We start from the raw sequence: 26,207 nt of genomic DNA, 5'->3' as shown, positions 1-26,207 counted from the left end.
GAGCTAATATGAGATTTGAAAGTGGATATGATATGGTTTTTCACAAAACCATATCTACTTTAATAATATATATTTATTGTTATTAATTAGCTCAGGCTTTGCAACCCCAAAGTTTTTGACAGCCCCACGTTCTCAAGACTCGATAGACCAAAAATCTCGGCTAATAACCTGTTAGCTTTTCTCACAATACCTTTTTCGTCAACTAATGCGTATCCTATTGGTGCCATGTGGAACAGGTGATAATAACTTTCACGTTGTCTTACAAGTTCTGATTGGGCTTTCTTGAGTTCATCGTTCTGGATCTCAAGTTCGATCTTATGCACTTGGAGGTCGTGTAAGGCTTCACGTAACTTTTCGGGTGATAATTTTTCCAAATCATCAATATTTTCTGGGTTGGAACGGCCATGTTCTTTGGTATCAATGTCACTATCATTCATTGTAAGTACCCGTATCCATATCAAAATATGTTCGTGTTCGTCCGTACTGATCTATTTTATTTTTGGAATTTCGATTTATTTCACTTTACTTTACTTGATTGATCGATCAATTTGTAATTAGTTCTTTATTGGTTCATAATTATAATAGAATTTAATATGAAATGTTAAGGTTGACTTGGTTCGTGGAAAATACTCACGAGTTCACCACAGGCTGATCTGTAGAGGTGCAACTCGAATTGTTTAGTAGTACCTTCACTGTTACTCACAGTAATAGACTCGATATGTTCAGGTATACCTGTTTCCCAGACAGTATTGAACATGTTCTTAATATCTGACCCGTTCTCATGTAAGTTAACTAGATTGAAAAAGGACTTAGGTGGTATATTTCCATCATGTGCATTACCACTGCCATTATCATGATCAGTTTCCCATGTACCGAAGAACTGTTCAGCTGCACAGTTCATATCTGACACGATAATACCTTTATCCTTAAAGTTCTCACATGTTATTGTGGGACTGTTGATTGTATCATAGAACTCTTTATAGCTCATACGTGCATTTTCGAGTTCCTTATTAAGTGCAAATTGGTCAGTGATATCCTGGAATGACCCGTAGATGCGGTTAAGACCCTGTTCATTATCCCTGTCAGATTTACCTATAAGCCGTATCCATTTACTTGTCCTGTCATTTTTCTCATTTACATCCAAGTCTAATTGGAGGTCAAGTTCGAATAGTGTTCCGTTCTCAATTGTGTTATCAAGTGCATTCATTAATTTGGTCCTATCCTCTTTCCTGTAAAGTTGGATAAGGTTATCTATACTTGGCTTGAACTCGTTCTTATCAAGGTCGTGGATGGTATATACTTCATCAGTCCAGTCCATTTCCCTTGTATTGATATCGAGTTCCCAAGCACCTATTTTTGATAAGGTGGCTACATCATTTAACCATAATTTATTCTTTTCAAGCGACTTTTGCGTATTTTTGAGTGTACTGATATCTATAATAGTTACGATAATACCTGAATAGATGTCCTTTTCTACCCTGTACGGTAATACTTTGATCAAGTACCACTTCCCGTCCTTGGTATTGATCTCGTTTTCATATGACTCGTTATTATCCTGTACGGACTTGATGATGTCAAGGAGGTCTATTCCCAGCACTTTATCCGAGATGAACTCGATATTACGGCCAATGTCCTTATCGATAAGATGGAATATGGCTTTGATGGTTTCAGTGAATTTGCGGATCTCAAGATTCTCGTCAAGGAACAGTGCACCTATTTGAGTATTGGACATAAGATTCTCGATATCCTGGTTGAGTTCTGTGAGTTCGAATATCTTGTCCTGGTATTCCGTGTTCACTGTATGCAGTTCTTCATTGACTGAATGTAATTCCTCATTAGTTGCTTGGAGTTCTTCATTACTTGCAAAGAGTTCTTCATTAGTTGCCTGGAGTTCCTCATTAGAGGTTTCAAGTTCTTCGATCGTGGCTTGTAGATTTTCTCTTGTGAGCTGGAGTTCTTGTTCCAGGTCAGTGATACGTTGTTCAACGATCTGGTCCATGTCATAATTTGAGGGGTCACTTTCCTTGATATCAAGGTCTTTATCAGGGACCTTATCGAACAGGAACACTGCAGCTAATGGTTCATGTCCCTGTTTCTCGGGTAACATCTTTATCAGGATATTAAGTTTCACGCGTTCACCATTAACTGTTGTTCTCAGGTTGGTGTACTTGATATCTTCCTTGTTAGTGAACACTTTCTGAAGACCTGTTGTTATAGGGACGGAGAGGTCCTTTGACATCATTTTTGAGATATCGAAAATCATTCTGCCTGAAGGTACTTTGAAATAACCTTCAATATTACCTAAAGTATACACGAGTTCCATATTATGGTTTAATACTAGAGTGGTTGGAATATACTCGTTCTTTAATCCTTCTACGATCCGCTCAAGCATCTTATCTGGCTGACGTTCTCGCCTGTAAGCACTGCTTGGAGGTGTTGTGACCATGTTCATATTAGTATTATCATACCTATACTGCGCCTCGGAGTGATCCATAGAAATGTTCCTGATCTTATGCATATCCAGTATATTGGCCTTACCTCTAGACCTGTATATCTTCCATTTATGGTTCAATGGTTCAAAATAATCTGACGTATCGCCAGTTGTCTCGCTGGGACCCAGGAATAGGATACCTTTAGATCGTAAGGAATAGTTCATGAGTTCCAATGCTCTTGATTGGAGGATAGGTTGCAGGTATATCAGGAGGTTCCTGCAACTTACAAGGTCTATGTTCGGGAATGGTGGGTCGTTTAAGAGATCGTGTTTTGCAAATACTACCATTTCCCTGATATTCTTGTTTATAAGATATCCGTTATCTACTGGCCTGAAATATTTTTGTAATCTTTCAGTTGATACGTTTGCAGTGATACTTTCACTGAACTTACCGGCAGCAGCTTTCATGATAGCATCCGAATCAATATCCGTAGCGAATATCTTTACATTAACGTTCTTGTTAAGCTGTTCCATTTTTTCTTTGAAGAGTATTGCGAGTGAATATGTTTCTTCACCTGTGGAACAGCCAGTTGACCATACCCTGATATCTTCATTATCATTTACATTGAGGATAAGGTTTGAAATATATTTTTCACCTATTAGCTCGAAAGCTTCGGGATCCCTGAAAAAGTGTGTTACACCGATAAGGAGTTCTCTGTAAAGGTTAGTTATCTCGTGAGGATTATCTTCAAGGTACCTTACATAATCCTTGAATTCATTTATTCGTGTGATCATCATACGCCGTTCAACCCGACGCACTACCGTATTGGTCTTATAATAAGTGAAATCTAGTTTATGCTTTTTTCTAAGTAAAGAATACAGCCTGTCCATATTCTCCTTATCACTTACCAGTGAAGGTGGTGCTTGGTCCTGGACCTTTGCATAGGGGTGTTCTATGAATGAGAGGAGTTGGTCTGGCATGTCCTGAGTATCTGTCACGAAATCAACTATACCTGTTGAGATCGCACTTCTTGGCATACCATCGAACTTAGCAGATTCCGGGGTTTGGACCATGACCATACCACCCTTTTCCTTGATAGCCTTGATACCGCGCATACCGTCACTACCAGTGCCAGAGAGGATAATACCTATTGACCTGTTAGTCTGATCTTCAGCAAGTGATTCCAGGAAAATATCTATAGGGAAATTGGGTCTTCGTGATTCTCCTTGATCAGTTAATAACAATTTACCATGGAATATAGTGATGTTCTTCTTTGGAGGGATGAGGTACACATTATTAGGTTCAACTATCATCCCATCTTCTGCCCGTGACACTTTCATACTAGTCCTTTTGGATAAGAGTTCTACCATAAGGCTCTTGTAATCTGGTGAGAGGTGCTGGACCACTACAAAGGCCATACCTGTATCTTGAGGCATTCTATCAAAAAGAGATTCTATAGCTTCAAGTCCACCTGCAGAAGCACCTATTCCTACAATGTAATGACGGGAATAGTTACCGTTTTTGACTGATTCTGAGGTCATATACTTACTACCCTATTAACTGTTTGACTTATTTATTTTTATTATATAATCTTATATAAATTAAACGAAAATTTTCAACTCTGATACTTAAAACGTTGCATGCTAGCGATTTAAGTGTGAATTTTGTTAAATAGGAACTTTTATATATTATTTAGTCAGAATTCTAATTGTAAATTGTTTTTTTATTGAATATAAGTTGATGGAGTGAATCAAGATGATATTCAGCGCAATTATGTATATTGTTGTATTGTTAGCTGTGGTCCTGGGTATGTTCATTTATACCGGGGAATTGGGTACAGCTCTTGGTGTAGGTGCATTATTTGTTATTATTTGGGTAGTACTTTCAGTATATAACCGTAAGATTAAGAACGAGGAATGGATCGGGCAGATAGTTGATATCAGGCACGAAGAGGATTATGACGATGAGGGTGGGATAGTGAATTCACGTGATGTGGCACACCTTAACCTCAATAATGGGAAAAAGAAGAAACTTGATAGACAACAAGGTTGGCAGGTTGGGGATACTATACAGAAAGTAAAAGGTGAGATGTTTTACAGGAAAGTACAGTGAACCTTGATCCCTTGTTAATACCAACTAAAATGAAATGAAATGAATAAATCATATTATAAAAATGTGAATTAAATGGATGAGGATCAGGCTCAGGAACCTATTACATGGACTGCTAAAGTACCTATTATAGATTCGATGATATTGAAACAGATAGTAATTGCAGTATTCCTGGCATCACTATTCGTTCTTATTATTTTGTTAGTGATAGATTATAGGAATTATTTGGATTACTTACTCGTGTTTGCTGGTTTATTCTCATTCCTCTTAATTTTATTAGGAGTTTCAGCAGGAGTATTACATCTTATCACCAGAGGTGGGTTCATGACCGAGTTCAAGGTTGATAAGGTCGGTGTCTATTCAGAACAAGGTAAAACGTCACAGAAACTAGGTCAACTTGCTATAATCGGTGGTATTCTAGGGATTCCTGCTGGGAACAGGTCTGCGGGTATGACCACTGCAGGTGCAGGGCTGATAAGTAGATCGAGGGAATCCGAGTTCATGGGCTGGACTGAGATGAGGAATGCCGTAATTTACAGGGATAAGAGGATGATACAGGTTAATCGAAGATCAAGATTTACCCCAATGCTCCTGAAATGTACACCGGATAATTTCGATACAGTGTTTCACTATATTCGAACAAAAGTTGATAATATTATATTAAAATGAGCTCATCATTATGCTAGTGCTAAGGTCGTAGATCCTGGAGATAAGTTCATCTCGTTTTCACCAGTAAGTGAAATACTCTTTGGGATGGTTTTGTTCCTTTTTACAAAGGTCATATTTAGATTGAGAGTGAATTTGCCGTCTTTCACTTCAAAATTCACTTGAAGTTCAATTGGATCATGCATTTCATACTTACTTACATTGAATTTCTTAGATGCTTCTAGTATCTCAATCCCTACAATTCTGCCATTTTCGCCCACATCAAGAATAATATCATCATCTAGCATCAATGAGGATTTGTATTCACGATCATGGGGATAAATATACATACTATCATTTAGCCAATCATAATCAAAATGGCTATTATCATAATGAATTTTATAATAGCTCATATTATTTCATCCTCCTTTCCACTTCTTGCAGAAAACACGTTACTAATGAAATGCTGAATTTATTAGTACTTTTTACTGAAATAACCATGACCACATCGTATTTATTATTATATGTATATACTACTTTAAATTTGTTATTTTCCTGGTTCACAATCCTTTCAGGGATTTCTCTGGAGAACATATCATGCAAATTGGCTTTATTTTTTAGATTATCCAAGTTTCGTTCATGTGCTCGCTTTACAAAATGATTGCTGAAAGTTATATTATCGATATCAACTTTTTGCAGATACTCTTGGAATTGTGTTATGTTCAACAGTCTACCTCATTAGGTCAAGTATTCATTTTAATAATTTAGGGTATGTTCATTTTTTTAGTTACTTCCTAATTTAAAAATATAACAAAAGGCTCTGTAGAATTCTTTAGGTAAATAATAATTGTAAATAAGTTATACTTTTCGACTTTATGATTAACATCTTACATTTTACTATATTGACTGAATTTCTTCACCATATTTTTTCTAGAAAGAATAATCTTGTTTTTACTAGGCTTCTCGAAAGATAGAGTTCGTTTCAAATAATTATGGAAAATAGGACCTCTACAAAGCCCCCAACCAATTCATTCGTGCCTTAAAGCTTCTACAGGATCCATTTTAGCTGCTTTACTGGCAGGATAGACTCCGGACACTAATCCTATTATGATAGAGATACTCAAACCTAAGAAAATAAGTTGGATCGGGAAGATGTGAGGTAATCCTAAATAGATCTCAAGTGCAAATGACCCTACCAGACCCAGTAAGGTGCCCAGTATACCTCCAATTAAACTCACAATAACTGCTTCTATTATGAACAGGTTCAGTATATCTTGATAATCGAATCCGATTGATTTCATAAGTCCTATTTCTCGTGTACGTTCGGTTACTGTAACAAGCATGATGTTCATTATCCCGATCGAGCCTACAATAAGTGCAATGAAGGCGACTGCTGTTATTAAGACAGTGAGTGCGAACGAGAGTTGGTTCAATTGTTCAATAATATCTGCCTGGTTGATGATAGTGTAAGGTTTCACCTGTTCATTATCCAGGTCCCTTGCAGATATACCAATACTTCGTGCAATGTTTCTATCAATTGATTCTGAAACTGCACGTACTTCTTCACGAGTTGCCGTATTTGCTACAAATGCGCCAAAATCATCTTCATTTAAAAGTTCGTTCATTGTGGAGATCGGGATATAAATATTATCCTCAGGTGGTTGTGTGTTGAATGGGATCGCGTCAGGGTCAGGTTCTTTTGTGACTCCTAATACCCTGAATGTTTGTGTTACAACAGTACCGTCATTTCTTCTAAATGTGATATCAATTGAATTCCTGGTATTAATGGGTCGATCGAACCGTTCAGTAGCTACATTATACCCAACTACAGCCACATATTGGCCAGTATCAGAGAAATGGTTACCCGACTCCAATTCGACACTCACAATGTCCGGGTAATCCTGACCTATACCTTCTACATTGATCTGTCGTGATACACCACGAAATGTCACTTGTCCAGTACGCTGTTTCATTGGTGCAACTGACTCTACGCCAGATGTACGGCGGATAGTCTCAAGTTCCTGGTCACTGAAAAGGTTTGGACTCTCACCTATAACAATAATGAAATTATCACCGAAATCACCTAATTCTTCCTCAAAATAAAGATTAACACTTGCACCTAATGAAAGATTGGCTACAACTGCAGCAACACCTATAATTATGCCAAGTGTGGTGAGTGTTGACCTGAGTTTAGCGCTATTGATGCTCCCAAAAGCTAACATCAATGCTTGTTTTAATTTAAGATCGATCATTTTGTAGCCAATTATATATCTAAGTTAGAATTTAGTTCTAGGATGAATTCAATTGCGTGTAATTTTTGTTCAAGAACAATGTATGGAAATTGAGTGTGTTAATTTCTTGTTTAAAAGATAAGCTAGTTATAACACAAAACAATATATTTCTTATTATATATTTGATATTATTTTTTCTCAACTTTAATTCTAAAAACAGATTTGTCCAAATAGTCTTTGTCTGGCAAGATATCTAATTTCATATATTATTGGGGACACAATAATTGTTGTTACAATAATAAAGTAAATTCATCAACAGGAATTAGTAAATGAGTATCTGGAATCTGAATCTGGAATAAAGATTTTCGTTTGATTTCCATTATAGGGAACTTTAGGCTGAAAATAACCCATCTGGTCAGGGAAAGGTTAGATCATTTCATGGTCGTTTCTAAGTCCGGTTTTACAGAAGAGGCTAGAGATTTCGCAGGGAAATACAATATTTTGCTTTATACTTTAGAGGATATGCAAGCTCAGGTCTGAAAATTTCTGCTATAACTGCAGGAAGAAGGCAGACTTAACTTAAATATATGGTTAGGTAACTAATTAATTAGTTGTTGTGAGTGTGTTTGAACGTGGATAATGAGATTACTATTAAAGTACGAGATCTGAGTAAAAGGTTTGATAAACTGGTTGCAGTGGATAATGTTACACTTGATATAATGAAAGGTGAACTTTTCGGGCTCCTGGGTCCAAACGGTGCAGGGAAAACCACACTTATCTCGATGTTATCCACGATGTTGCAACCCACATCAGGTACTGCGACCCTTAACGGCTATTCTATTAGTAAAGAAGCTATCAATGTTCGTAGATCAATAGGTGTTGTGTTCCAGGACACTACACTTGACGAAAAACTTACGGGTCGTGAAAATCTTGAACTCCATGGCAGGTTGTACGGGATGCCACGTGATCTCAGGAATAGGAGAATCAAGGAACTATTAGAATTAGTTGAACTCGATCAACGTGCTGACGATATTGTGAAAACATATTCTGGTGGAATGATGCGTCGACTTGAGATTGCACGCGGGTTAATTCATCGACCCAAGGTTCTGTTCCTTGACGAACCCACACTTGGTCTTGACCCACAGACACGTAACCATATATGGGAATATATCAGGGAATTGAACCGGGAAGAAAGGGTAACTATGTTGCTCACCACGCATTATATGGAAGAGGCTGATAGTCTCTGTGAACGTATAGCAATAATAGATCAAGGTAAGATAGTTGCTTTAGATACACCTGAAAACCTTAAAGGGCGAGTCGGTGGTGATATCATTACACTTACTGTGAGTAACGAAACTGGTGCACAAAAATTGGTAGATATGGTTCAAGCGAGTGATGATCAGATCGATTTCTCATCAATCACCAGGAACGGTACAAATATTATGATCACTGTTAGTAACGGTGAAAGTGCCATCCCTGAACTCCTGAGTATCATATCCAGGGGTTCTGAGATAAAGGTAATTAACGTGAATCTAAGAAAACCTACACTGGATGACGTTTTCCTCCATCATACTGGTAAGAAGATGAGGGCCGATACAATGGATGATATGCAGAGGCTCAGGTTCATTGCACGTACAAGGAAAAAATGAATTGATACTAGAATTAATTTAATATTCTCAAGCTTTATATGATTCCTTAACCTGTTTTATCTGATCCCTGAGTTCAGCTGCACGTTCAAACTCGAGATTCTGGGCAGCTTCTTTCATTTGTGATTCGAGATCCTCTAATATTTCATCAATATCAACATCATCCCCAAACTCAAGTTCTGGTGTAACTTCTTGATAGTCCCCAACTTCCTCTTCCACCTCAATAAGTTCTTTCTGGATAGCTTTTTTGATGGTTTGGGGTGTAATACCGTGTACTTTATTAAAACTAATTTGAATATCACGCCGGCGGTTAGTTTCTCTGATAGCACGTTGCATTGATCCTGTCATATTATCTGCATATAGGATAACACGACCTTCAACGTTACGTGATGCTCGACCTATTGTCTGGATAAGTGACCGTTCTGACCGCAAGAACCCTTCCTTATCAGCATCCAGGATAGCTACAAGCGCAACTTCTGGGATATCTAGACCTTCCCTTAACAGATTAATACCTACAAGAACATCGAATTCCTTTTTTCTTAACTGTCTCACGATCTCTGCACGTTCAAGTGTATCAATGTCAGAATGCATGTACCGTACACGTACACCCGATTCTGCTAAATAGTCAGTTAAGTCTTCGGCCATTTTTTTTGTAAGGGTAGTGACGAGTGTCCTGAATCCCCTTTCTCGAACTTTATCTATCTCGTTTAAGAGGTCATCTACCTGGTTCTTGATAGGTTTCACTTCAATAACAGGGTCAACTAGACCTGTGGGTCGAATGATCTGTTCCACGGGTTCACCACTTTTCTCGAGTTCGTATTCTGCGGGTGTGGCTGAGACGTAGATCGCTGTATTGATCCTCTGCTCAAACTCATCGTACCTTAATGGCCGATTATCAAACGCAGAAGGTAACCTGAACCCATACTCGACCAATGACTGTTTCCTTGCTCTATCACCGTTATGCATTCCACGTATCTGGGGTATGGTAACATGAGATTCGTCAATTACCAACAAATAGTCGTCAGGGAAGAAATCTAGTAATGAAGGTGGTGCTTCACCCGGTTTTCTGCCATCGAAATGTCGTGAATAGTTCTCAATACCACTACAATATCCAATTTCTCTTAACATCTCAATATCAAACTTAGTTTTCTGGGCAAGTCTTTGAGCTTCAAGTAACCTGTTCTCTTTCCCGAGTTCAATTAATCTGTCATCGAGTTCATTTTCGATCGAGGTTATTGCGCGTTCAATCTTCTCTTGAGGCATGACAAAATGTTTTGCGGGATAGATTATCACGGGCTCATGTTCAGAAACTGTTCTTGTGACCTTACCAGTAACTGGATTGAAATAAGATATACGATCAATCTCGTCACCGAACAGTTCTACCTTTATCCCATAGGTTTCCTGTGCAGGGAAAATATCTATCGTATCACCGCGTGACCTGAAAGTGCCCTGTACGGGTTCAATGTCATTTCGCTCATATTGCATGTTCACAAGACTTGCGAATAACCAACTGCGTTCGACCTCGTCACCTACCTGTATCATAACTGTCATACTTTTCCATTCTTCAGGTGAACCCAGGTTGTAGATACAGGAGACACTTGATACTACAAGTACATCTCTGCGTTCAAGTAAAGATTTAGTTGCACGTAACCTTAATTTATCGATCTCTTCATTGATAGAAGACTCTTTCTCGATATATGTGTCAGTTGTAGGAATGTAAGCTTCCGGCTGATAATAATCATAATAACTCACGAAATATTCTACTGCATTATGTGGAAAGAATTCACGAAATTCTGAATAGAGTTGTGCTGCAAGTGTTTTGTTATGAGCTATTACAAGTGTGGGTCGTTGTACGTTCTCAATAACATTAGCTACAGTGAAAGTCTTACCAGACCCAGTGACACCTAACAGTGTCTGATGTTCTTTATTCTCAAGTATACCTTCAGATAATTGTGAGATCGCTTTTGGTTGATCTCCTTGAGGAGAATATTCTGAAACGAGTGTAAATGAATCCATGGTTTTAAGGTAAGAAAGTAAATGGTATTATCATAAATACATTATGGCAAGGGCAATTAGCATCAGGATAATAGCGAGTATCATCATGACCTTAGCACTCTGGTTATCACTCCCAAATATTATGGGTATTGGTCCGATCATTACCACACCACCCCCACGCACATTACTATGACTGTTATCATCATCATTGTGATCTACATTTTCACTATTTGGTGTGTAATGGGAATGATAATTATAATTATTAGAATATTTTTTACTAGAATCATTACCATCTCTAGACCTTCTTAATGTTGAGATGAATAACAGAAATATTCCCATTATTATTAGAACCGTGCCAGCTATTATTATGGAAGTACCCATACTCATAAGATCACATCTTCCTCCATACGAACATGTATACTAAGATTAAGATGATTGCGAGTCCGATCAATATCCCTGTGATCTCGGGCGAAGTTCCCACTATTATAGGTATGGGACCGATCATCACAATACCACCGAACTCTGTAGAAATACCATTACTATTATCAGTATTCGAGAATAGGTTTACTATCATTCCAATAAAGACTAACAGGAACCCTAATATGATAAGGGATATTGCAGTACGGCTGAGTTCACTGTTCATAAGAAAGAGTATAGATATTATCTTAAATTAAATGTGTTCCTTCATGGAATTGGTTATTATTAGGTTCAGAACTTTCGGTATTTTGCTGTGGTTGTGGTACATTTAAAGTATCCTCACCATCTCTGTCCCCAATATACATGTACTGTCTCTGTGTCCTGTTACCACGTCTATCAAGCAACTTCTTCCTATACATCCTTGAGAGGTATGTTGATACTGTACTCAACTTGATAGTACCATAAATACGTTCATAATGTTGTTGAATATCCTGTGAAGTGAACCAGACACGAGGATACTCGTATTTCAAGAAAAGTTCAAGTCGTTCACTTATTGTTAAAGTCGTATCAGTCAATTTTTGTTTAAGTGAATCTATTTTAGGCTGTTGTTGTTCTTGTTGATGAACTTGATTTGTTGTTGGTACTGATACTACCTGTGAATGTGAACCTGTGTTTATTCCATTGGGATCCTGTGATGGTGTTAATGGACTCTGTGGGTTATTAACATTATTCTGATGATATTGAATTTGGGGTTGAGGTTGTGTATTAACACCATGATATTGCGTGTTCACTTGTTGTTGTGGTGGTTGATATGTGAACTGAGGTGGTGGTGCTTGAGTGTAACCAGTATTTGGTTGTATTTGTTGTGGGTATTGTACCGGATTCTGTGGTATGTTAGGATTAGATGTTTGACCATTTTGATTGTGTATTAACTGTGGGTTAACTTGTTGTTGATCAACATGTGGTACGTTTTGTTGTGAAACATAGTATGGATTGTTCTGTGGCTGTACTTGATACGGATTATAGTTTGGATCAGGTACTGTATACTGTGAGTTCACGTACTGATATTGTGGTGACATGTGTGGAACCTGTGAACCAGCTTGGGGGTTGGGTGGCGAGTTGCTGTTAAAGTATGGCTGATTCACAGGTTGTTGATATTGTTGGGGTTGAGAAAAAGTTGAATTATTGTTATGAGTTTGTTGTGATTGTTTTATGGGCTGGTATGGAGGTTCGGCAAACGTTGTGGGAGTATTTGCATTATTGGTATTATCAATTGATTCAATAAACTTCAATAAACATTCTTTCCATTGCTTTCCTTCAAACTCGACATTGACGTCCTTATTACCCTCGTCATTGATAATTTCGAGCCGAACCTTCATCCTCTTAGCCTCTTTCCAAATCCGTTCATCCCCTCAGAAGACGGATCATAAACCATTCATCCCCTCAGACTTTGGTTCATGTGTTTATCTTGATTTGATATGTGAACTTATTATGTGGTATTCCTGTTTACAAGGTAATACCAAATTGTTTTTCATTCACTTACAAATAATGAGTTGTAATTTATTATATTTAAGTATATTGATATGAATCTGTATAAAGATGTATTTGACTAATTCTAAGGTTTATTAACCGTTATTTTACTTATATAACTTAATTAAACTCATTTATTCTAAATATTATAATCAAATTATGTGTATACACTAAAACAATATAAATGTTTATAGTTCCAGTAGAAATAAAGGGGTTGTATGGGACAAGTAAAAACTGTGCTAAAGTCATATTATTTTAAATTAAATATTAAAAACAATTTATTTTGATAAATAAATTGTTTAATCAAATAAATAAAAATTTAAAGATTAAATAGATACTAATTTTGCATATAACTTCAATAAAGGATATAATCTATACCTCTCATATAAAATTTGCATCATCAGTTGAATTTATATTATATGCTGATTATACTGGGCAATTATGTCAGATGCAAGTTCAGAATCACCGGTAGATTCATCTTCAAATATCGAGAATGAGAATAAGAATGAAGATGGTCCGTGTACTAAGAACATAAAGATGTTAGAGAACGAAGTAGAGTCTCTAAAAGTTCAGAACGAGTCAATGAAGGCTAAGTTACTGGACGCTAATATGAGGGCGAATTCTTACCTTCAAGAAGTTAATACATTAAAGGAACAATTAGATAAATTGACATCACCTCCACTCTTTGTAGCAACTGTTGTTGAAGTGGATAATGATGCAGATCTTGTACTTATTCGACAACATGGGAATAACCAGGAGGTAATGACAAAATTACCTGAGGGTGAGATGAGAGAGAAGATCAGGCCTGGTGCACGTGTAAGTGTGAATGCAGCGTTTTCCATTGTTTCAGTTACAAGCCAGGCAACAGATGTACGTGCACAGGTGATGGAAGTGATCACTTCACCTGGTGTTAGTTATGATATGATCGGTGGAATTGATGATATTTTAACAGAAATCATTGAGTCAGTGGAACTCCCATTGACCGAACCCGAGATATTCAGGAAAGTGGGGATCGAACCTCCAACAGGTGTGTTGCTTTACGGGTCACCTGGTACCGGGAAAACACTTGTGGCAAAAGCTATAGCATCACAGGCGAATGCTACTTTTATCAGAATGGCAGGATCTGATCTAGTCCAGAAATTCGTGGGTGAAGGTGCACGGCTTGTACGTGACGTGTTCCAATTAGCTCGGGATAAGGCGCCATCTATCCTGTTCATTGATGAGATCGATGCTGTTGGTGGTATGAGGACACATGATGGGACTACAGGGTCAGCTGAAGTTAATAGGACAATGTTACAATTACTCGCCGAGATGGACGGTTTTGATCCTTCAGGTGATGTGAAGATAGTTGCTGCTACTAACAGGATAGATCTGTTAGATCCCGCACTACTTCGACCTGGGAGGTTCGATAGGATTGTTGAAGTGCCATTACCTGACATAAAAGGTCGTTCTGATATACTGAAGATACATTCCAGGAAAATGAATTTGGCAGAAGATGTGGATTTCGAAAGATTAGCAGGTTTTACTGAAGGACTCAGTGGTGCTGATCTCGAGGTTATTGTCAAGGAAGCTGGAATGTTCGTTTTGCGAAGACGTGGTGAACAGGTGACAATGAACGATTTCCTTAGCTCTATTGAGAAAGTGAAAGAGGAAGATGAACCAACCGTAGTACAAGGCATGTTCGCCTGAAATAAATTCAAGTTTAAATATGTGGGGATATTTTAGTACTATATATCCCTCCATACCCATTATATTTTTTTTTAGTTTAAGATAAAATAAGTTGTATTCTATACAAGATACTTTTTTTAGAAGAGAGCTTTCATGTAAGGTAATTTTGGTTGTATCTCATTATATCTGGCTGTTACCTAAACAGAAAATTAGCGCATCATTGAAACTTAAAAACAAAACAACAACGATATATTATAAACTGGGCTTCATCTAAACTATGTATGGGAAAAAACAGATTTTTCTCGAAATGATCGAAATGATAGAGTAGGAGAATAGTAACTTGAACTCAAATTTCAAGCAAGTTTACGTGAACAGTATTGGTATGGAATTCGTAACTATTCTTCCATCTAAATTTATGATGGGATCTGAATTTGAAGAAGATGAAATGCCGGTACATCAAAGAAATATAGTGGATAAGTTTCAACTTTCAAGGTACCTGGTAACTCAAGAACAGTGGTATGAACTGATGCATACCGATCCATCTAACTTCAAAGGCGGTACAAGACCTGTTGAGAATGTTTCATGGTATGATGCGAATGAGTTCATTGCAAAATTGAATTCTATCGAAGGTACTGATATTTACAGATTACCTTCAGAGGCTGAGTGGGAATATGCTTGTAGGGCAGATGATACTGAAAAAAATATAAGTTTCTCTTTTGGTAATGATGAAAAACAATTGGATAAGTATTGTTGGTACGTTTCGAATTCGTGTGGTACAACACAACCCATTGGTCAAAAGAAAGCTAATTTTCAAGGCCTATATGACATGCACGGTAATGTATGGGAGTGGTGTCATGATAGATGGCATGATGATTATACCGGTGCACCTACAGATAACAGGCCGTGGGATGAGGGTCAGAATGAAGGACGTGTGATACGAGGTGGTTGTTGGCACAGTTATCCAGACTTTTGTAGAGCCACTAAAAGATATTGTATCCTGCCTGGGGAAAGACATTATAGTTTAGGCTTTCGTGTATTGCGACAGATTAAATCATGAAATTTGTATATTAGCTGATATTGTGATCAACAATCAATCTTTTTTTTTCGACTACTGCTGATTAGCTCTTAGAATAATGGTTGTTAGCAGTTTTTTAGTTTTTAAATGCGAGAGTAGTGTTACTGAACAAATTAATCATAATTATGTACCTGCAATTAAAAATAGTTGTTACATAAATATAATTTAGTAATATTTATTAATATTTAATTTCTTCATAAAACGTGATTAATATGAAATATAGTTCAAAGTATATTCTCTGTTTTGTTCTGATTGTTCTTTCAATAAATCTTGCATTATCGGGTTGTTTAGGGAACAATGATAGTTCTTCTTCACAACAAAATGGTGATGAGAAATTGTTACATATTGCACAGACTTTTGGACCATCACATTCTCTTGACCCGGGTTATGATTGGGTTGGATGGTATGTCAGACAAGCTGGTATCTATGAGACCCTGTTTAGTTATGATGAAGATATGGAATTAGTCCCAGAATTGGCTACTGGGTACCAGGTCATTGATGAGGTTACCTGGGAAGTTACTTTAAGGGATGATGTAAAGTTCCATGACGGTACTCCGATGGATTCGGAAGCTGTGGTATATTCGATTGAAAGGGTAATGGACCCTGAGAATAAACGTAGTAGCCAGTATAGGTTCATTGAAGAAATTTATGCAGTGGATGAAAATACTGTACGTATAGTTACAGATGAAGCGTTTGCTCCAACTATTGCTACATTGACGGACCCTATAGTATCTATAGTGAACCCTAAAGTTGACGATCTTGCAGGTGAACCTTCAGGTACGGGTCCATTCATGTTTTCGTCTTTCAATCCTGATACTAGACTTGAGGTGACCAAGAACCACGAATATTGGGGTGAATTGGCTAAGGTTGATAGGGTCGTGATAGAGTATGTGAGTGATCCAATGACCCGAGCTCTAAAAGTAGAGGGTAGGGATGTGGATATTGCTGATAGTGTACCAGCATCAGAAGTATCTCGGCTAAATTCATTAGGTCATATAGATACTGTGAACAAGGAGACTATGAGAACCGCGTTCATGTACGTGAACACTAATAAAGAACCTTTAGATGATGTGCGTGTAAGACAAGCTATAAGTTATGCGATTGATCGTGAACAGGTAGTTAATGCTGCACTTGAAGGTTTTGGTGGTACGCCTGCGATAGGAATGTTTCCATCTAATTTCATGTGGTCTTTTAATGAAGGACTTGAACCGTATCATCATGATAAGGAGAAAGCTTTACAGCTGTTAAAGGAAGCTGGTATTGAGGATAGGACAGGTGACGGAACCCTGGAATATGAAGGTGAACCGTTTACACTTGATATCAAGACCTATTCTGCCCGACCTGAACTTCGACCATCAGCTGAAGTAATGGCGATCCAGCTTAGTTCAATTGGTATTGAGAGTAGAGCTATAACTCTTGAAAGTGGTGCACTTAGTGCGGATATGAACAATGGTGATTATGACCTTGCATTATATGCATGGGGTATAGCTCCAACCGGTGATCCCGATTATTTCTTAACACAACATTTTGAGTCAGGGAATACTTATGCTGAATGGACTGGGTACTCTAATCCTGATGTGGATGAATGGTTAAGTATTGCACGTACTAATCCTGATGAGGATGTAAGGATGGAGTATTATAATAAAGTACAACAACAGGTGCATGAGGACTGTCCTGAACTGTTCGTGTTCTATTACAAGAAAACAGTGGGATTATCTTCAGGTGTTGATGGATTCATATTGTATCCAAACGAAATAACGTTCTTGACTAACAGGATCGCGGTATAATAGGATTAATAGTGGAGGTATTGTTCTGATGGATGTTAAGAGGCAGATACAGGAATATTGGGATTGGAGGAGTTCGAGTTATATTAATGGTGTGACCGGACTCGTGGATGAGGAACGAGATATCTGGAAACGGTATCTCTCTTCTTGTTTAGGGACACAAAGGTTAAAAGTTTTGGATGTGGGGACAGGTCGAGGTTTTCTTGCATTATTACTTGCGGAGTTGGGTCATGAAGTTACTGCGGTAGATATTTCACAGTCAATGTTGGACGAAGCAGAGAAAGAGGCTGGAAGTAGAGGATTGGATGTGAAGTTCATGGAATGTGATGCTGAAAATCTGCCGTTTCATGATGAGACGTTCGATATTGTGGTGAACAAGTATTTGTTATGGACATTACCAGAACCTGATAAGGCGTTAAGTGAATGGAACAGGGTATTAAGTTCAGAAAATGGGAAGGTTATTGCGATTGATGGTAATTGATTCGATCCTGCACCTTCTAAAAAGCTTAAACGGTGGTTAACCCGGGTTGTCAGGAGTTTTGGTGTAACTGATCGAAAGAATAGTAATAAGAGTACTGATAAGTTCTCACAACATTATTCTCAGTTTAGTCATGATTTACCTTTATACCTCGACGTGAAACCAGATAGTGTAAAATTGCTTTTTGAACGTACAGGTTTTTCACAGATCGATGTAACTGACATTCCTGAAATACAAAAATACAATTTAAGCAAATTACATCCTCTTTTAAGATTATTGAACACGGATTCTGTGTTTGTGGTAATAGCTAACAGAAAAGCATGAAATGAGCATGAGATAAGGATATTTAAAATGTTGAATTACGTACTGCGAAGATTGGTTTTCTTAATTCCCACACTTCTTTTAGTATCAGTGTTAAGCTTTTCTATAATACATTTTGCACCAGGTGATCCTGCAGAGATTCTAATGACGGGTCCTGACGGTATTGCGGATCCGGTTGCAGTGGAAGAGTTTAGGGAAAGGATGGGTTTTGATAGACCGTTCTATGTACAGTACGGTATTTGGCTTACACAGGTACTTTCGGGTGACCTTGGTTATTCTTACATGACAGGCCAGCCTGTTGGTGAAGCTATTGTTCAAAAATTTGGAGCAACGTTCAGGTTAGCTTTATTGAGCATGTTCTTCGCGTTACTTATCGCAATACCTGGCGGTATACTTGCTGCACTTGCTAGAGATACATGGAAAGATGATATTAGTAGGTTCATTTCACTTATAGGTGTCTCAGTACCCAATTTTTGGCAGAGTTATATAATGATACTGGTATTTGCACTAATGCTTGACATGTTCCCTGTTGGGGGGTATGGTGAGAGTGGTGAACTTATGTACATGATATTACCTGCATTGACATTGGGTACGGCATCTGCCGCGGTTCTTATGAGGTTGATACGGTCGAGTTTACTTGATGTGCTTGACCAGGATTATATCAGAGCAGCACGAGCACGTGGTATTCCTGAACATATTATTATAGCTAAACATGGGTTAAAGAACGCTTTTATACCCGTGATCACGATGCTGGGATTGAGTTTTGGGTATCTCCTTAACGGCTCGGTTGTTGTGGAAACAGTTTTTGCATGGCCTGGGATTGGGAATTTGATGGTTAGCTCGATATATGATCGGGATTATCCTATGATACAAGGTACACTTTTGTTCGTGGCAACTATTTTTGTGGTGATTAATTTGCTAGTAGATGTATCGTATGCATACCTTGATCCCAGGTGGAGGTACGATGAAGATCACGATTAATCGGAGTATGAGTATAGGCTTGCTATTAGCTGGTGTAATGGTATTAGTAGCACTGTTTGCACCCTGGCTTGCACCCAATGATCCTTATCAAGCAAATCTTGATGAAAGGTTGGTATCACCCACACTAACAGCAACTTCAGAGTATCCACTTGGAACCGATCATTTAGGTAGGTGTATATTAAGCCGTGCACTGTTTGCTACCAGGATAAGTTTGATAATAGGTATTTCAGTAATATCCTTATCTTTGTTTACAGGAACTGTTATTGGTGCAGTTTCTGGTTATGTCGGTGGTGTGGTGGACGAAGTAATAATGAGAGTAGTTGATGCGTTCCTATCATTCCCAGGTATGTTTGTTGCACTTGCAGTTGCAGGAATATTTGGTGGATCTATTATAGGATTGGTAGTAGCACTGGCATTGGTTGAATGGACAGTGTTTGCACGGATTAGTCGAGGGTCTGTCATATCTGTGAAGAACATGGATTTCGTGCTTGCATCCAGGTCTATGGGTGCAGGGAATTTGCATATATTAAGATATCACATATTACCAAACATAACCTCACCTCTGTTAGTGATTGCTACGCTGGGTATGGGTTATGTGATTCTTGCAGCAGCCAGTCTTAGTTTTCTTGGACTTGGTATTTCATCATACCCTGAACTTGGCATGATGGTGAATGATGGGAGATACTTTTTACAATCAGCACCGCATGTAATGTTTGTGCCGGGGATGTTCATTGTGAGTATTGTTCTTGGTTTTAATTTTATAGGGGATGGTCTAAGGGACATATTCGATCCCAAGGACACAAAACAAAGATGGAGAGTGTTCTAAATGTTGAAGTTGCGTGATGTCAGGATAAGTTTTCCTAGTGAGGAAGGTGTTCTAGTACCTGTAGATACAGTTGATCTTGATGTTAACAGGAACGAAACATTTACGATCATTGGTGAATCTGGGTGTGGTAAATCTCTTATTGCCAATTCCATACTGGGATTGTTACCCAAAGATGCTCAAGTATCGGGTCGGATATATCTTGAGGATGATGATCTTCTAACATTAACAGAAAAAGCATTGAAACGGATCAGAGGTCGACGTGTAGGTATGGTGTTCCAGAATCCATCGAGTTCATTGAACCCTGTATTCACTATGAGGTCACAGTTAGCTGAGATCATGAAATATTCCGGGAAATCAGCTACAATTAATAAAATGACTGAGATCACTAAAAGTGTTGGTATAGATGATCCTATACGAAGACTTGCACAATATCCTCATCAGTTAAGTGGTGGTTTTAAACAGAGGTTTGCTGTAGCTTTTGGTACTGCAAGTGATCCTGATATGCTGATCGCAGACGAGCCTACAACAGGTCTTGATATTACGATAAAGATACAATTGATTGAAATGCTGGCACAGTTGCACAGAGAACGTTCAATACTCCTGATAACCCATGACCTTGATGTAGCTTACACCTTATCTGACAGGATAGCTGTTATGTATGCGGGTGAGATCGTGGAGATTGCATCAGCTTCAGCATTTTTCTCAAGACAATTTCATCCATATGCCAGGAGTTTGATGGATTCACACCCATCGCGTGACATGAAACCAATTCCAGGGACTGCACCTCATATCTCTCAAAAGGTGGAAGGGTGCAGGTTTAATGATAGGTGTGAATATGGACATGCATGTTGTTGTAACAAACATCCTGAACTGGTGCAAGTGGATGTGGACAGGTTTGTGAGGTGTCATGCTTATGCTTGAGGTAAAAGGTGTTAGTAAATCATATTCTTCAGGTAATTTGTTCAGGAAGAAAAAAAGACTTGCATTAAAAGATATTTCGTTCAATTTAAATGACCATGAAACGTTATGTATTGTTGGTGAGAGTGGTTGTGGGAAAACAACATTAGCTAAATGTCTTGTTGGTCTTGAAAAAGTGAATGCTGGAATGATAAAAGCTGGTGAACATATACTCAATAGTGATAAGGGTACTGTCATATCAGAGATAATGTCCAGGATCCAGATAATTTTCCAGAACCCTGATATGTCACTTAACCCCAAGAAAACAATTTATCAAGTATTAGCAGAGCCTCTAATACTGCAGAAAGTCCCAAAGTCCCAGTTCAATAAAATAATTGTAGATTCGATTGAATCTGTTGGGTTGGGTGAGAGGTACTTGAAATATTATCCTCATCAGTTAAGTGGAGGCCAGAATCAAAGGATTGCGGTTGCTCGTGCTATACTCATGTCACCCGATATTCTAATTGCCGATGAGGTAACCTCTGCACTTGACGTTTCAGTCCAGGCACATATAGTTCATCTATTAATGAAATTGAAACAGGATAGGGGAATGACACTAATCTTCATATCACATGACCTCACACTCGTTAGAAGAATTGCAGATAGGGTTATAGTAATGAAAGATGGACGTATAGTTGAGATTGGTCACACATCAGATATTTTTCAGAATCCTTCACATGAGTATACTAAGTTGTTAATAGAGAATATGAACAAAATGTCTTTAACTACTGAGAATAAACAAGAGATAGAAAATGTCGTGGATCTAGAATCTCCTGTAATGACACGAATTCCGGTATTAGGTAAATAAGGTTGTTAAAAATTTTCATGGATACTAAACTAAAACTTGTATGTGAACGAATAGATGATATGTTGGGATATCCTGAAAATATTATCTATGGTTTTGCGGACCTAAGCGATGATAAGTATCTCCATCCATCGTATCCTTATTTGGGTAAGTGTGTAGTTATAGGGGTATCACTAAGCAAAAGTTCGGTCAGTGATTTGCTAAATGGTATATCCCAAGAATATATTGATGAATGTTATAGAGCAAATGCTGAACTCGATGTATTAGCAGCACAGGTACAGGACATTTTGGAAGATGGGGGTTATCGAGCAAAAGCATTGCTATCAAGTACTTCGGATTATGATCCTATCACTTACAGGACAGATTTCTCACATAAAAGAGCAGCTACTAAAGCGGGTCTTGGATGGATCGGTATGTCTGGACTGTTAGTTACTAAGAAAATAGGATCAGCATTAAGGTTGAACACTGTTTTGACAGATGCGCCATTATCTACTGATAATGAACCTGTGCGAGTGTCAGAATGTGGTGATTGTGTTGCGTGTATGAAACATTGTCCGAGTAACTCGATAAAAGGTGTTCTTTGGGACAGATCACTTGACCGAGATGATTTGATCGATGTTAAGAGTTGTTATAATGAGTGTGTAGATGCAGCTTCAAAAGTAGATTTTGAGTATCCATTATGTGGTAAATGTATCACTTCATGTCCCTTTACACTTAAGTATATTCAGAGATAATTATATAATGTTGAATGTAATTTTATTTTGTAATATATTAAATTTATAGAACTGATAGTTATGGTAGTAAGCATTGATGAGTATCATTGTATAGGTTGTGGTGGATGCGTTTTAATATGTCCAAATAAAGCAATTGCATTAAATGGTGACAATTTAGCAATAGTTGATCCAAGGCTATGCAATAATTGTGGTGATTGTATCTCAATATGCCCAACTGAAGCTATTTTGATTGAACTTACCTGAAAACAACACTATTTGAATTATTAGTTTAAGAAATAAATAGTGGAATTAGAAAAGAAAGATAAAGATCACCATTTTGGGAACTTGACAGTAAAATGTGCACCATTGTTATACTGATATTCTAGAGTACCATTTATTTGCTGTGCTAACATCTTTACTACTTTAAGGCCCAATGAATTTGTTTCATCAATATCCAAATCTTCTGGTAAACCTATCCCATTATCTTTCACATCAAGTATGTATTCTTTATCCTCTACCTTAAATCTAATTGATAGTTCTCCATGGTCTTGATCGGGAAAAGCGTACTTGAATGTGTTTGTGATAAGTTCATTTAAAATGAGACCTAATGGAACAATAAGGTCAAGCTTGATATTCTCGTTATCTGAATTGATATTTATCTCAATATCATTATTATCTGAGGAAAAGGCTTTTTTGATGTTATCTGTAAGGTTTTTAATATAATCTCCAATTTCAACAGTAGCAATATCTGAAGATTTATATAATCTTTCATGAGCAATTGACATTGAAGCCACTCTATTTTGACAATCTTTGAGTGCTAACTTGATAGTTTCGTCCTGGAAGGTTCTTGATTGCAAGTTTAATAGACTCGTTATTACCTGGAGATTGTTTTTTACACGATGATGCACTTCTTTTATGTGCATTTCTTCTGCTTCTTTCCTTGAAGTTATGTCTCTAAATATGAAAGCAAGTTCTAGATGTTGATCCCATTCATCGGTTATGATTGAGGCAGATATTAGAGCTAATAACTTGTTCCCGGTACGAGTAAGTAAATAGCGTTCTAGGTTTTGTATATTCTTATGTTCACTGTTCTTATCGTATAGTGAATATATGAAAGATGAATTATTGTCAGCTAATATATTTTCAATCTGTTGCCCAACGAGCTGGTTCTCATCATATTCTAATAATTTACATGCACTGGGATTGGCCATTGTGATCTGACCATTATTTTTGATCAATAACAAACCATCAGATATGTTATTTACAACCTCAAAAATAGTGTGTTTTGGTGAAATTGATAGAAACTTATATTTCTTGATTGAATAATGGAGAGCATAAGCTGGTATTAATGCAAGAACTACTGCTACCGGTGGAATAATGGCTTTACCAAGTGTTGGTAAGATATTATCTGTAATACCACCAAAAATGAAAACTATTGTGAAAGTTAATATTATAATGCAACCTAATTTACTTTCCCTAAAAAACTCAGTAACCTGTTTCCAATGATAAACTAATCCAATTGAGATTGCTACATAAACTGTGTAATATAGGTGAAATAACCAATCAATTACACCCATGTTTATTGAATAAAGATATGTCCATCCAAAATCGGTTTGAGCAAAATTTTCAACACTCATTCCACCTGCAAAAATATAATAATATAAATAAAAAATAGCTGGACTGTATATTACTAAATAACTCCACCACTTATCCAAAAACGATTCTTTGCTAGTTAATATTAAAGTAAAATGTAATATGACACTGTATATTGTACACCATCCTACAGCTGCAACCTTTCTCCAGAATAAAGCATCTTCGGGAGTGTTAGCCGGGATCATAAATACAAACCCTAATGCCCAAATTGCCATGAGAAAGGACATGACAGAGAATACTTGGTTCAATTTATTTGTTGGATCAAGTTTATAGGTATAAATGCTAAAATAAACATAGAATGCAAAAGTAAAGAATAACAGTAATGAGATAAGATCCATCTATTAAAGTCACCTATTTACTACTTTAGTTGTTGAAAAAACTAGTTAAACATTAAAACAACAGCACTTTATTTTTTGATTATTTAAAAGTTGAGTATGTGGCAATTATATAATTAGCCCAAAATCTAATAGTTCTTTTATCACCATAGGGACTACGGGAAGAGCCAGTGGGACTTGTGAACAATAGTTCAGAGAATGAAGCAAGAAGGACCATGCTTAAGCGGGGTGTAGTTCACGAAAACTACGGCCTTAAACAGGAAAATGTGAGACACGTAACTCTTAAGAATTGTCCAAGGTGCAACAACATTCTCAGGCCCACTGACAAGTTCTGTTCACAATGTTCCCTCGTTCTGAATCAGCAGTCACTCGATGAAATAGGGAAATATGAGGCCAGAATAAGCAAGAAAAGTGTTGTCTGCGATTAAGGAATAAGTGTATTCACAGCCACTTGTATCCGTGACCACGCGGAATTATTTCGAGTACGTATACAACATCATCCTCAATAGCAAAAATGACCCGATACTCTTCAATACGAAGACGATAAAGGTCTTGTCTGCCTTTTGTACCTTTCATTTTTTTAACAGCGTGACTCAAAGGGTCATTTTGAAGTTTTCTTAACCCTTCTTTGAGTCTGTCTTTTGTTTCGTTGTCCCGTGTCCTAAGAAACTTAACAGCATGTGGATGTATACTTACTCTATATTTCATTTAGATCTCTCATCAGATCTCATCGAGAGAGACAAACTGATTCTTTTCTTCCAAGCGTCGATACATTCTGTCCATGAATTCATCCTTATCAACTGAATCCATCAATCTTGTTAGAATGTCGGTGTATGTCTCGCCTTTTTGACCGTACCCTTTCAGTCTGTCTCTCACCACCTTTGTGGTTGGAATTGTTGTAGTGTGTGCCATGTAAGATTCACTCCATATCAGCTATTAGCTATTAAGTGTATTTATAATTTATTATCTATTATTCATAATAACTTATAACTATTTATAACTCGTTTGAAATCTGCCGATACAACCATACTGCGCCACTTGAGGTGATAGCTTGACCACCAAGAAGGAGATCTTTAAGGCCATCCGAAAGAACTGCATAGATTGTTGCTGTGGCAGCCGGAACGAAGTTGGAAACTGGCACATTGAAAACTGTCCATTAAATCCTTTTAGCCTAAGTTTGCCAGTTCAGTTAATTTTGTTGATTTTACTATGATTTTAGCCATTTTGGTTCTAAAATCACAGTATTTATTGCATCAAAGTTGATCCATCTCGCAAGGTCCAAGGCTTTACATCATTTAGTTGATTATGATAGTCTCAGTTTTTATCATAAAAAAAGGATCCTGCAGGAACAATTCTTGTTATAAATAATAATCTAAAAATACTTATTTGAATTTTCTTTGAAAAAAGCATCCAACATTAGGAGTATTAAAAAATCTAAAATGCTCTGATGGGGATTTGAACCCCAGTCGTAGGAGTGAGAGTCCTACATGATTGGCCATGCTACACTATCAGAGCACAAGGATAGTTCCGATTATCTAGCACCTTGAAGTAATTAGAATAATATTAATCTTTCGTTTCATATCGCTACCCAATGTCTTGGAAACGC

Annotated in this window: 27 protein-coding genes and 1 tRNA gene; 15 read left to right on the top strand and 13 right to left on the bottom strand. The window is 37.4% G+C overall.

What is annotated here, in order from left to right:
• Positions 1 to 86: 86 nt before the first annotated feature.
• Positions 87 to 437, bottom strand: coding sequence for a PAS domain S-box protein (locus tag J2T59_RS02375; RefSeq protein ID WP_259133572.1), 351 nt, complete (start codon positions 435 to 437; stop codon positions 87 to 89).
• Between the two features lie 164 nt (positions 438 to 601).
• Positions 602 to 3,973 (bottom strand): chemotaxis protein CheB, encoded by a 3,372-nt coding sequence (locus J2T59_RS02370; protein WP_259133570.1) that lies wholly within the window; start codon positions 3,971 to 3,973, stop codon positions 602 to 604.
• Positions 3,974 to 4,187: 214 nt separating this feature from the next.
• On the opposite strand from J2T59_RS02370, the gene J2T59_RS02365 reads away from it, so the two are divergent.
• Together J2T59_RS02365 and J2T59_RS02360 are read left to right on the top strand one after the other, a co-directional pair.
• Positions 4,188 to 4,544, top strand: a complete 357-nt coding sequence (locus J2T59_RS02365; protein WP_259133568.1) for a hypothetical protein — start codon at positions 4,188 to 4,190, stop codon at positions 4,542 to 4,544.
• A 72-nt stretch (positions 4,545 to 4,616) separates the two neighbouring features.
• Positions 4,617 to 5,210 (top strand): hypothetical protein, encoded by a 594-nt coding sequence (locus J2T59_RS02360; protein ID WP_259133566.1) that lies wholly within the window; start codon positions 4,617 to 4,619, stop codon positions 5,208 to 5,210.
• Positions 5,211 to 5,218: 8 nt separating this feature from the next.
• Here the strand turns inward: J2T59_RS02360 and J2T59_RS02355 are convergent, their stop codons facing one another.
• The 3 genes from J2T59_RS02355 to J2T59_RS02345 all read right to left on the bottom strand — a co-directional run bounded on the left by J2T59_RS02355 (position 5,219) and on the right by J2T59_RS02345 (position 7,438).
• Positions 5,219 to 5,599 carry a DUF2283 domain-containing protein gene (locus tag J2T59_RS02355; RefSeq protein ID WP_259133564.1) on the bottom strand — a complete coding sequence of 127 codons (381 nt, stop codon included), beginning with the start codon at positions 5,597 to 5,599 and terminating at the stop codon, positions 5,219 to 5,221.
• A 1-nt stretch (position 5,600) separates the two neighbouring features.
• A complete protein-coding gene (locus J2T59_RS02350) occupies positions 5,601 to 5,912 on the bottom strand; it encodes a hypothetical protein (RefSeq protein WP_259133562.1) in 312 nt (103 codons plus the stop codon).
• Positions 5,913 to 6,214: 302 nt separating this feature from the next.
• Positions 6,215 to 7,438, bottom strand: coding sequence for an ABC transporter permease (locus J2T59_RS02345; protein ID WP_259133560.1), 1,224 nt, complete (start codon positions 7,436 to 7,438; stop codon positions 6,215 to 6,217).
• Positions 7,439 to 7,786: 348 nt separating this feature from the next.
• On the opposite strand from J2T59_RS02345, the gene J2T59_RS02340 reads away from it, so the two are divergent.
• Positions 7,787 to 7,957, top strand: coding sequence for a hypothetical protein (locus J2T59_RS02340; RefSeq protein ID WP_259133559.1), 171 nt, complete (start codon positions 7,787 to 7,789; stop codon positions 7,955 to 7,957).
• 92 nt (positions 7,958 to 8,049) lie between these two features.
• On the top strand, positions 8,050 to 9,066 hold the full coding sequence (locus tag J2T59_RS02335) for an ATP-binding cassette domain-containing protein (protein WP_259133583.1): 1,017 nt from the start codon (positions 8,050 to 8,052) through the stop codon (positions 9,064 to 9,066).
• Positions 9,067 to 9,093: 27 nt separating this feature from the next.
• On the opposite strand, the gene uvrB is transcribed toward J2T59_RS02335, so the two are convergent.
• The 4 genes from uvrB to J2T59_RS02315 are packed head-to-tail and all read right to left on the bottom strand — an operon-like array spanning position 9,094 to position 12,854.
• The gene (gene uvrB / locus J2T59_RS02330) at positions 9,094 to 11,079 is read right to left on the bottom strand and encodes an excinuclease ABC subunit UvrB (RefSeq protein WP_259133557.1); all 1,986 of its coding nucleotides are present in this window, start codon (positions 11,077 to 11,079) and stop codon (positions 9,094 to 9,096) included.
• Positions 11,080 to 11,109: 30 nt separating this feature from the next.
• Positions 11,110 to 11,445, bottom strand: a complete 336-nt coding sequence (locus J2T59_RS02325) for a TIGR00304 family membrane protein (protein ID WP_259133555.1) — start codon at positions 11,443 to 11,445, stop codon at positions 11,110 to 11,112.
• Positions 11,446 to 11,449: 4 nt separating this feature from the next.
• Positions 11,450 to 11,701 (bottom strand): TIGR00304 family membrane protein, encoded by a 252-nt coding sequence (locus J2T59_RS02320; protein WP_259133552.1) that lies wholly within the window; start codon positions 11,699 to 11,701, stop codon positions 11,450 to 11,452.
• Between the two features lie 22 nt (positions 11,702 to 11,723).
• Positions 11,724 to 12,854, bottom strand: coding sequence for a hypothetical protein (locus tag J2T59_RS02315; protein WP_259133550.1), 1,131 nt, complete (start codon positions 12,852 to 12,854; stop codon positions 11,724 to 11,726).
• 592 nt (positions 12,855 to 13,446) lie between these two features.
• On the opposite strand from J2T59_RS02315, the gene J2T59_RS02310 reads away from it, so the two are divergent.
• The 11 genes from J2T59_RS02310 to J2T59_RS02260 all read left to right on the top strand — a co-directional run bounded on the left by J2T59_RS02310 (position 13,447) and on the right by J2T59_RS02260 (position 22,877).
• Positions 13,447 to 14,694: a proteasome-activating nucleotidase gene (locus tag J2T59_RS02310; protein WP_259133548.1), complete on the top strand. Its 1,248-nt coding sequence runs from the start codon at positions 13,447 to 13,449 to the stop codon at positions 14,692 to 14,694.
• 319 nt (positions 14,695 to 15,013) lie between these two features.
• Positions 15,014 to 15,730, top strand: coding sequence for a formylglycine-generating enzyme family protein (locus J2T59_RS02305; protein ID WP_259133546.1), 717 nt, complete (start codon positions 15,014 to 15,016; stop codon positions 15,728 to 15,730).
• A gap of 230 nt (positions 15,731 to 15,960) precedes the next feature.
• On the top strand, positions 15,961 to 17,535 hold the full coding sequence (locus J2T59_RS02300; protein ID WP_259133544.1) for an ABC transporter substrate-binding protein: 1,575 nt from the start codon (positions 15,961 to 15,963) through the stop codon (positions 17,533 to 17,535).
• 28 nt (positions 17,536 to 17,563) lie between these two features.
• On the top strand, positions 17,564 to 18,013 hold the full coding sequence (locus J2T59_RS02295; protein WP_259133542.1) for a class I SAM-dependent methyltransferase: 450 nt from the start codon (positions 17,564 to 17,566) through the stop codon (positions 18,011 to 18,013).
• A 153-nt stretch (positions 18,014 to 18,166) separates the two neighbouring features.
• Complete coding sequence (locus J2T59_RS02290) at positions 18,167 to 18,334, top strand: hypothetical protein (RefSeq protein WP_259133541.1); 168 nt, start codon at positions 18,167 to 18,169, stop codon at positions 18,332 to 18,334.
• 27 nt (positions 18,335 to 18,361) lie between these two features.
• Complete coding sequence (nikB, locus tag J2T59_RS02285; protein ID WP_259133540.1) at positions 18,362 to 19,312, top strand: nickel ABC transporter permease; 951 nt, start codon at positions 18,362 to 18,364, stop codon at positions 19,310 to 19,312.
• Positions 19,296 to 20,138 carry an ABC transporter permease gene (locus J2T59_RS02280; RefSeq protein WP_259133539.1) on the top strand — a complete coding sequence of 281 codons (843 nt, stop codon included), beginning with the start codon at positions 19,296 to 19,298 and terminating at the stop codon, positions 20,136 to 20,138. Before nikB ends, J2T59_RS02280 begins: the two co-directional genes overlap by 17 nt.
• The gene (locus tag J2T59_RS02275; protein WP_259133538.1) at positions 20,139 to 21,059 is read left to right on the top strand and encodes an ABC transporter ATP-binding protein; all 921 of its coding nucleotides are present in this window, start codon (positions 20,139 to 20,141) and stop codon (positions 21,057 to 21,059) included. It abuts the gene before it with no gap.
• On the top strand, positions 21,046 to 21,903 hold the full coding sequence (locus tag J2T59_RS02270; protein WP_259133537.1) for an ABC transporter ATP-binding protein: 858 nt from the start codon (positions 21,046 to 21,048) through the stop codon (positions 21,901 to 21,903). The genes J2T59_RS02275 and J2T59_RS02270 overlap by 14 nt, the downstream gene beginning before the upstream one ends.
• A gap of 17 nt (positions 21,904 to 21,920) precedes the next feature.
• Positions 21,921 to 22,634 carry an epoxyqueuosine reductase gene (locus tag J2T59_RS02265; RefSeq protein ID WP_259133536.1) on the top strand — a complete coding sequence of 238 codons (714 nt, stop codon included), beginning with the start codon at positions 21,921 to 21,923 and terminating at the stop codon, positions 22,632 to 22,634.
• 60 nt (positions 22,635 to 22,694) lie between these two features.
• Entirely contained in the window at positions 22,695 to 22,877 is a 183-nt protein-coding gene (locus tag J2T59_RS02260; protein WP_259133535.1) for a 4Fe-4S binding protein, read from the top strand.
• Between the two features lie 65 nt (positions 22,878 to 22,942).
• Here J2T59_RS02260 and J2T59_RS02255 read toward each other — a convergent pair whose 3' ends face one another.
• The 4 genes from J2T59_RS02255 to J2T59_RS02240 form a co-directional block, all read right to left on the bottom strand.
• Positions 22,943 to 24,604: a histidine kinase dimerization/phosphoacceptor domain -containing protein gene (locus J2T59_RS02255; RefSeq protein ID WP_259133534.1), complete on the bottom strand. Its 1,662-nt coding sequence runs from the start codon at positions 24,602 to 24,604 to the stop codon at positions 22,943 to 22,945.
• Positions 24,605 to 25,042: 438 nt separating this feature from the next.
• Positions 25,043 to 25,309 (bottom strand): type II toxin-antitoxin system RelE family toxin, encoded by a 267-nt coding sequence (locus J2T59_RS02250; RefSeq protein ID WP_259133532.1) that lies wholly within the window; start codon positions 25,307 to 25,309, stop codon positions 25,043 to 25,045.
• A gap of 12 nt (positions 25,310 to 25,321) precedes the next feature.
• Positions 25,322 to 25,513: a DUF7557 family protein gene (locus tag J2T59_RS02245; protein ID WP_445468600.1), complete on the bottom strand. Its 192-nt coding sequence runs from the start codon at positions 25,511 to 25,513 to the stop codon at positions 25,322 to 25,324.
• A gap of 528 nt (positions 25,514 to 26,041) precedes the next feature.
• Positions 26,042 to 26,116: transfer RNA gene (locus tag J2T59_RS02240), tRNA-Glu, on the bottom strand.
• Positions 26,117 to 26,207 lie beyond the last annotated feature (91 nt).

Source organism: Methanosalsum natronophilum, assembly GCF_024808815.1.
Lineage (GTDB): Archaea > Halobacteriota > Methanosarcinia > Methanosarcinales > Methanosarcinaceae > Methanosalsum > Methanosalsum natronophilum.
Note: the sequence above shows the minus strand (reverse complement) of the source record. Positions and strands in the feature narration are given on the sequence as shown.

Bases quoted from the DNA above. Each gene is read 5' to 3' on its own strand.
- J2T59_RS02300 (WP_259133544.1), top strand. From the start codon at position 15,961: ATGAAATATAGTTCAAAGTATATTCTCTGTTTTGTTCTGATTGTTCTT.
- J2T59_RS02310 (WP_259133548.1), top strand. From the start codon at position 13,447: ATGTCAGATGCAAGTTCAGAATCACCGGTAGATTCATCTTCAAATATC.
- uvrB (WP_259133557.1), bottom strand. From the start codon at position 11,079: ATGGATTCATTTACACTCGTTTCAGAATATTCTCCTCAAGGAGATCAA.
- J2T59_RS02320 (WP_259133552.1), bottom strand. From the start codon at position 11,701: ATGAACAGTGAACTCAGCCGTACTGCAATATCCCTTATCATATTAGGG.
- J2T59_RS02370 (WP_259133570.1), bottom strand. From the start codon at position 3,973: ATGACCTCAGAATCAGTCAAAAACGGTAACTATTCCCGTCATTACATT.
- J2T59_RS02280 (WP_259133539.1), top strand. From the start codon at position 19,296: ATGAAGATCACGATTAATCGGAGTATGAGTATAGGCTTGCTATTAGCT.
- J2T59_RS02250 (WP_259133532.1), bottom strand. From the start codon at position 25,309: ATGAAATATAGAGTAAGTATACATCCACATGCTGTTAAGTTTCTTAGG.
- J2T59_RS02245 (WP_445468600.1), bottom strand. From the start codon at position 25,513: ATGGCACACACTACAACAATTCCAACCACAAAGGTGGTGAGAGACAGA.
- J2T59_RS02270 (WP_259133537.1), top strand. From the start codon at position 21,046: ATGCTTATGCTTGAGGTAAAAGGTGTTAGTAAATCATATTCTTCAGGT.
- J2T59_RS02325 (WP_259133555.1), bottom strand. From the start codon at position 11,445: ATGAGTATGGGTACTTCCATAATAATAGCTGGCACGGTTCTAATAATA.
- J2T59_RS02375 (WP_259133572.1), bottom strand. From the start codon at position 437: ATGAATGATAGTGACATTGATACCAAAGAACATGGCCGTTCCAACCCA.
- J2T59_RS02295 (WP_259133542.1), top strand. From the start codon at position 17,564: ATGGATGTTAAGAGGCAGATACAGGAATATTGGGATTGGAGGAGTTCG.
- J2T59_RS02260 (WP_259133535.1), top strand. From the start codon at position 22,695: ATGGTAGTAAGCATTGATGAGTATCATTGTATAGGTTGTGGTGGATGC.
- J2T59_RS02355 (WP_259133564.1), bottom strand. From the start codon at position 5,599: ATGAGCTATTATAAAATTCATTATGATAATAGCCATTTTGATTATGAT.
- J2T59_RS02255 (WP_259133534.1), bottom strand. From the start codon at position 24,604: ATGGATCTTATCTCATTACTGTTATTCTTTACTTTTGCATTCTATGTT.
- nikB (WP_259133540.1), top strand. From the start codon at position 18,362: ATGTTGAATTACGTACTGCGAAGATTGGTTTTCTTAATTCCCACACTT.
- J2T59_RS02315 (WP_259133550.1), bottom strand. From the start codon at position 12,854: ATGAAGGTTCGGCTCGAAATTATCAATGACGAGGGTAATAAGGACGTC.
- J2T59_RS02345 (WP_259133560.1), bottom strand. From the start codon at position 7,438: ATGATCGATCTTAAATTAAAACAAGCATTGATGTTAGCTTTTGGGAGC.
- J2T59_RS02275 (WP_259133538.1), top strand. From the start codon at position 20,139: ATGTTGAAGTTGCGTGATGTCAGGATAAGTTTTCCTAGTGAGGAAGGT.
- J2T59_RS02365 (WP_259133568.1), top strand. From the start codon at position 4,188: ATGATATTCAGCGCAATTATGTATATTGTTGTATTGTTAGCTGTGGTC.
- J2T59_RS02265 (WP_259133536.1), top strand. From the start codon at position 21,921: ATGGATACTAAACTAAAACTTGTATGTGAACGAATAGATGATATGTTG.
- J2T59_RS02360 (WP_259133566.1), top strand. From the start codon at position 4,617: ATGGATGAGGATCAGGCTCAGGAACCTATTACATGGACTGCTAAAGTA.